The organism is Bacteroidota bacterium, assembly GCA_018831055.1.
In the GTDB taxonomy this organism is placed as follows: Bacteria; Bacteroidota; Bacteroidia; order Bacteroidales; family B18-G4; genus M55B132.
In genome coordinates this window covers 1-6,483 of sequence record JAHJRE010000130.1, presented here as the reverse complement: position 1 = coordinate 6,483, position 6,483 = coordinate 1, and the positions used below count along the sequence as shown (strand labels likewise).

Here is a 6,483-nt window from a genome sequence, read left to right as displayed (position 1 = left end):
GATTGCTTGTTCCTTTTCTTGGGGGAATTATGTCCGGTCAGTATCTCCAGGATGTTCTTACCATTATACCTCTTGCAATACTTTCCTTTTTCGGGATAGCCATGATGATCATGATAGTATTCCGGCCGGTATTACCTTACCGTCATCGCTGGATCCCGGGTTTGATCATCAACATCGTACTGGTTCTTTCAGGATTTTGTCATAACCGGATATTCTTTCAGAACCCATTCGACCTGCCTGAATCTGAGACAGGTAAACCAATTTATTTCGCTGGAAAAGTAATATCCATACCGGAACCCAAGCGTAAGAGCGTAATGATGGTTTTGGAAATCAGGCTATTAAACAACCATATCGGTAATACCACCACGAAAGTCACTGCCGGTTTTTCGACGGATTCGGGTGCAGACACGCTTGAATATGGTGACCTGCTTATCTGCAAGGGCCGTTTTCAGGAAGTTATGCCTCCTTTGAATCCAGGTCAGTTTGATTATCGCCGATACCTCGCCCTTCAGGGGATACAGTGGCAGGTATTTATAAGCGATGGTGGATGGAAACTTTTGGAAAGGCAGCATTGGAAAGGTCTAAAGAGCCTAAGCCTGTCTTTCCGGGAAAAACTGAACCGTATCCTGATGTTTTATATAACCGATCCGGAAAACGCCGCCATAGCCAGGGCTATGCTGTTGGGTGACGACGAAGGCTTGTCGGAAGACCAAAGAAAGGCCTTCAGCGGTGCAGGAGCTATGCATGTACTTTGTGTCAGCGGGCTTCATGTCGGGGTAGTTTATTTGCTAATCAATGCCTTACTTGGCAAGTTGAAGAGAAAAAGATGGACAAACATCATCAGGGTTTCATTATTGCTGGCAAGTATATGGATGTATGCCCTGATCACCGGAATGTCACCCTCGGTCATGCGGGCGGCAACCATGCTGAGTTTCATCATCAGCGGCCAGGTCTACCGGCAAAGACCGGATATCTATAATTCCATTGCCGCTTCTGCATTTTTCCTTTTGCTTACAAATCCCGGAATAATCTTTTCCCTGGGCTTTCAACTATCGTATCTGGCTGTGATCGGGATAGTCAGCTTCCAGCCTTTGCTTTATCAAACTTTATATTGTCGCTGGAAAATTACTGCAAAAATATGGGCATTGATCACCGTATCCATTGCAGCCCAGGCATTCACTGCTCCCCTGGCCATTTACCACTTCCACCAGTTTCCTTCGTATTTTCTCCTGACCAACCTGGTGGTAGTGCCGCTCTCTTCCCTGGTAATTTACACGGGAATAGGCATGTTCACCGCATCGGTGTTCAGGGAAACAGCTGAATGGACAGCGTATATTTTTGACAAGATCCTTGGCTTCATGAACTATATGGTTGCTTTTATTAAAAACATGGAAGGCTCTGTTATTGATGGAATAACCATAAATACTCCACAGTGTATCCTATGCTATGTAATATTAGTTGCCGGAATTATCTGGTTTAATGCTGCTAACAGGTATTCCAGGATGGCGCTGCTGATATCGCTGACATTGCTTTTCACCGTTTCTACCCTAAGCAAAAAGCAAAAATTGTCACAGGAAAGGATAATTATATATGGTATACGTGGCTCCACAGCCATTGATTTCATATCCGGTAAAAACCATGTTATTCTTGCCGATACCACCCTGTTGCTGGATCAACGGTCCTTTTCATTCCATCTGGGAGGAAATCATTTGAGGTCGGGTCTGAATAATCATATTCCGGTTATAATAGAAAAAGATACTTTGATACATAACAAAGAGTTGCTGTTCATTAAAAATGGGCCTTTAATTTTCTTTAACGGGTATCGTGTTCTTATTTTAAGCGATATTGCCGGTTTTGAAGCCGTCGGATATTGTGAAAACAATGCAGTTCTTATCAAAGACTTGCCAGGAACCGTTCAATTACAGGAAAAGGAATTTCCTGATTCTCTCCCAATAATCCTGGATGGAACCCTGGCAAATTACAAGAAAGAAATACTAATAAACGAACTATCAGGCAAAACCCGAATTCATGACCTGCTTTCAGATGGCGCATTTATACTGGAGATAAAAAAATAAAAAAAGGCCGCAAGCGGCCTTTTTTTATTAGAATATCAAAATAGTGTATTATTCCACGATCATCTGACGGGTCATTGACTGATCTCCGGCCCTTACGGTATAGAAATATACACCGCCGGTAAATTCGGATGCTTTCAGGCTGATCCTGGCATTTCCGGAAACCGTACCCATATTATTCTGATAGATCGTTTGTCCGATAAGGTTAGTAACCTCTACAGACACCTCAGATGCCTGGGGGACATAAATATCTATCACGGTGGTTCCGCTGAAAGGATTAGGATAATTCTGGGAAACATTGATAGATGCATTGGCTTCCGGTTCTTCGATACCTACCCAGGGGAAGGGAGGATTGCCGGAAGGCTGGGTAAAGTCGGCTACATTATACGACCAATCCTGAATGTAATTAAATCTTACGGGCTCAATAACATTATCGGGATTTAAGGTTTCATAGACCATAGGCATAGTATAATTGTCGCTTTCTTCAAGCACATAGTAAGAAGCTGCCATGAACCACGACTGCCACATACCCTGAGAGAAAGCGGTAACGTTGTCGCATCCGCCCGGGGCGTCGCCAACAGTGATATTGTTGGAGATGAGATCGAAACCACGTGTAAATACATCGGGTGACCTGTTTTCTTCGATTCCTTCGATTTGAGTATCGATCCAGGAGAAGAACATTTTGGTACCATCAAGGGTAGTGGATGCCTGTGCGCGGTTATATTCTGTGAAATCATCCGGTTGGAATACACCGTCATAGTTCTGGTTTGTACCCAGGAGGACTGCCTGATCAAGGGTTTCGCCATCGAAGGAGTAAATATCAAACATACCGAAAGTATGCGGTTCTACGATAATATAGTTTGTTCCTTCATCAGTATAACCCAGAAAAACCTGAGTAATGATGTGCGGGTTTCCGCCGGCATCAACAGCCACGTCGGTATTCCACCACTGACCGGAATAAATAAGCTGGTCTCTGTCCCAGGTGCCGGGTCCGAAAATTCCATCCAATTGTTCATCGGTGAGCCAGTTTTTGATAACGGGGATACCGTCGGGGCCACCAAGCTGGACGCTGATCAGGTCATCTGCCCAGGTTGCTCCGCCATCATCGGTTTTAAGAAGAAGTGGGTAATCCCATGCAGTTTCATCATAAAACGGGATAGATGCGTTATTGCTGCACCAGAAAACATAACCGTTCAAACCATCGGGTGAGAAAGCCATTTTCAGGTAACGGGCGTAATCTGCTGTGGCCGGTACAAGGAATTCTTCCCATTCATAATCACCAATGGCATCGTTAAACACACCATGCATGAAGATAATGTTTCCAAGATAAGCAACATAAGAATCCTGCAAAGCGGCATCGGCCATCCAGGCATCACCTTGCTGGGTGATGTGGTAGGCTGTAGGGATACCTTGAGCAAAACCGGCTTCAAGATCTGAATGCAGGAGGTGTTTAGTGGTATCTGTCGGGTCGGCGATGCTGGCAACACCATAACCATAACCTCCCCATGTACCGCCGTTCGAGCCATCAAGGGTAGCAGCGAAGAAAGTCATCCATGCGTTCATCGGGTCGGTATTGCCCGGAGGATTGTAAATGGCGCCTTGCGGATACCTTGCAGCATCGGGATTGGCAGCAACATTGGATTCGTACATCTTGATCTGGTTGGTCCATGTCATACCACCATCGGTGGAAATGTCGTAGGCAAGGTCACCGGAAAACTGTCCCGGAGGGCCAACTTCCCCACCCATACGGTGAGTATTCGCAACAGAATTAATGTTGGGATCTGCCCAAACGAAAGTTGCAGATCCGTTGCTATAGCCATAGCCGTATGCATTGGCAGAACTACCAATCTGAATAATGGTTACAATATTCGGATCATCGGTAGGAACAACATTGGGTGCAGGATAGGTTGCAGGAGATTGTGATTTTGTACCTAAATCAGCCGTAACGGGCTGTTTCTGATCAAAATCAGAAAGAGCTACCCTACGGATGTCGGGATTTACTTTTTGCGCAAGCAAAGCAAAACCCCATAGTAAAGCCAGGCTTAACAGTAGTAGTTTTTTCATGGTGATAAATTTTTTGTTAACAAAAGGTTCTAAACAAAAATAACAAAAAATGAAAAACTTAAACAACAAATCAGTTAATGATCATTTTTTTTGTGATTTTTTCATTTCCTGAGGTCACTGTATAAAAATATAATCCTCCAGGATAAAGAGAAGTATCCAGGATGATCGTGCTTCTGCCGTCCACTCTTCCCAGGTCGAGACGATATACCTCCTGCCCCATTGCATTTTGCAGAGTAAAACCAAGTTTTAAAGGCTTCCTGGTTTCAATTGAAATGGTAGTATTTCCATTAATAGGATTGGGAATATTTTGGGATACTGAAAAATTCGAATTTCCCGATGAAAGTTCTTCGTATCCAATTGCAGGATAAAGGTCGGATTTATCCACCATTGCAAATACCTGCCGATTATCCTGGTAACCATGAGCGTCGTCAAGGGCAACACCGGGAGTAACATCAGCATTATACATATAATAAAGCTTGTTGTCGGAACTCTGGGCTAACTGCGGGTATATACACTCATCGAATATATGAACGATATCCTTTGTAAGGTCCGTGAAATCGTGCCATTCATTACCGGCAAAAGGCCTGGCCCACAAATGTTTGTAATTATAAACATCCACTTCATAGGTTTCAGTTGTGGAAGCAAAGATTACTGCCATAAACCCGTTTTCATCAGCATGGATCGTGGGCATGGTAGAGGGTCCTAATTCTCGGTAGTATAAAATGTCAGTATTTAAGTCGATTTGCCCGTCCCCGTTTACATCCTGCATCCATCCGATATAATTATAATCCTCCACCAATTCGGAATTCGGATAACCCAGGTAAGGAGGAGCCAGGGCACTTAAGTCATTGCTGAAAGTTTCCATATCTTCGTTCCAGTATCCGATTCCATCCACATATGGGAATAGGAAATAAGAGGTTCCCACGGCGTCATGCAAAACACGGTTTATTCCAAATACCACATGGGCTTTTCCGTCATAATCGAGGGTAATTCCTGCTGAATTGTCAACACAGAAAAATGTATCGGTTATGGTCACATTCCAATCAAAGAAAGGATATGGATGCTCCCAGATCACTGTTTTATCCCAGGAATCTCCGTTATCATCCGATTTCATCATAAACATGTCGTGCCAGGCACTTGCGCAGAGGAAAGCAATTTTCCCGTTTCGTGGTTCTGCCCATATGTATTCATCTGCTGCTATTTCAAGGTAATTATCAGGCCCCATGCCATCAATCAGGATATTCTCAATATCCCAGGTCAGGCCACCGTCAATTGAGCGTGAATAAACTGTCCCTGTAGTCATCCCCTGGTAGGCTTCGTAGCTGTTTGCGAGCATATGGACAGTCAGTTTATCTTCACCGCCCGTCATCAGCCTCGGCCAGGCCAATCTTGGAGGCCCTGAAGAATAGGTAAAGGCCGTTTCCGTCCAAACACCGGTACCTTTGTTCTCACGGGTAAGAAAATAAAGTAAAAAATTTGTAAAATCGTGGCTGACAATAATTTCGCCATTTTCACCTAAGGGTGCAATGCTGGGCCATCCTGTTTTAAGACTTTCTATTCTGCCGGCAGGCATAGCTCCCCAGGAAGTCCCATCAAAATAATTATATCCGGTACCACGGTCCGGAAAGCTGGTAGCAGACAATCCCATAGTCCATACAGCACCAATAGTACCATCGTCAAAACGGCATACTCTGTTGCCTAACAGCTTATTTGATTGAAGGTCATATACAGTATTTCCGATCTGGGTTTCGGTAATCGCCGCAGTTCCTTTCCAGGAATCCATATTTTCTGGCTGAAGATTATCTATAATTTTATCAGCTGGCCTTTCATAGGTTGCCTTTACAGCAATCCTGGCAAATTCTTTTGGCAGGAAAGCCCTTTCCTGGGCCAAAAGCATGGTAAAAAATCCCATGAACAATAAAAGGAGTAAAGTTTTTCTCATAAGGGTAATATTAAAATTTTGACACTAATGCACAACAATGCTAAAGTACAAAAAAACCAGGCAAAATATTAATAGAATTTACTGAGAGGCTTTACAAGTTAATAAAAAGCAAAAAGGCTGTCCTGAGGACAGCCTTTTTGCAAGCAGAATATTATTCAGTTATTATTCCACAATCATTTTCCGTGTAACGGAGCTGTTTCCAGACCTAACGGTGTAGAAATAAACACCTGAATCAAGTCCGGTAGCATCGATGGTGATTGGATGCGAACCGGCATTCAGGGTGCCCATATTTACTACATAAACCTTCTGACCCATCAGATTAATTACCTCAAGGGTAACATCAGCCTGCTGTTCAAGGGTAACCTGAACAACGGAGGTGTTGCTGAAGGGGTTGGGACGGTTCTG

At 43.9% G+C, this 6,483-nt stretch carries 4 protein-coding genes; 1 reads left to right on the top strand and 3 read right to left on the bottom strand.

Annotation, left to right across the window (positions count from 1 at the left end; genetic code table 11):
• Positions 1-2,075, top strand: a 2,075-nt coding sequence (locus KKA81_08130; GenBank protein MBU2650888.1) for a ComEC family competence protein, incomplete at its 5' end; no start/stop codon positions are given.
• Positions 2,076-2,123: 48 nt separating this feature from the next.
• Here the strand turns inward: KKA81_08130 and KKA81_08125 are convergent.
• From KKA81_08125 to KKA81_08115, 3 genes are all read right to left on the bottom strand, one after another.
• Positions 2,124-4,136 (bottom strand): T9SS type A sorting domain-containing protein, encoded by a 2,013-nt coding sequence (locus KKA81_08125; protein ID MBU2650887.1) that lies wholly within the window; start codon positions 4,134-4,136, stop codon positions 2,124-2,126.
• A gap of 70 nt (positions 4,137-4,206) precedes the next feature.
• Positions 4,207-6,078: a T9SS type A sorting domain-containing protein gene (locus tag KKA81_08120; protein MBU2650886.1), complete on the bottom strand. Its 1,872-nt coding sequence runs from the start codon at positions 6,076-6,078 to the stop codon at positions 4,207-4,209.
• 162 nt (positions 6,079-6,240) lie between these two features.
• Positions 6,241-6,483: T9SS type A sorting domain-containing protein (locus tag KKA81_08115; protein MBU2650885.1), on the bottom strand; the 243-nt coding region annotated here is incomplete at its 5' end.

Coding starts and splice junctions, on each gene's coding strand:
- KKA81_08125 (MBU2650887.1), bottom strand. CDS start 4,136: ATGAAAAAACTACTACTGTTAAGCCTGGCTTTACTATGGGGTTTTGCT.
- KKA81_08120 (MBU2650886.1), bottom strand. CDS start 6,078: ATGAGAAAAACTTTACTCCTTTTATTGTTCATGGGATTTTTTACCATG.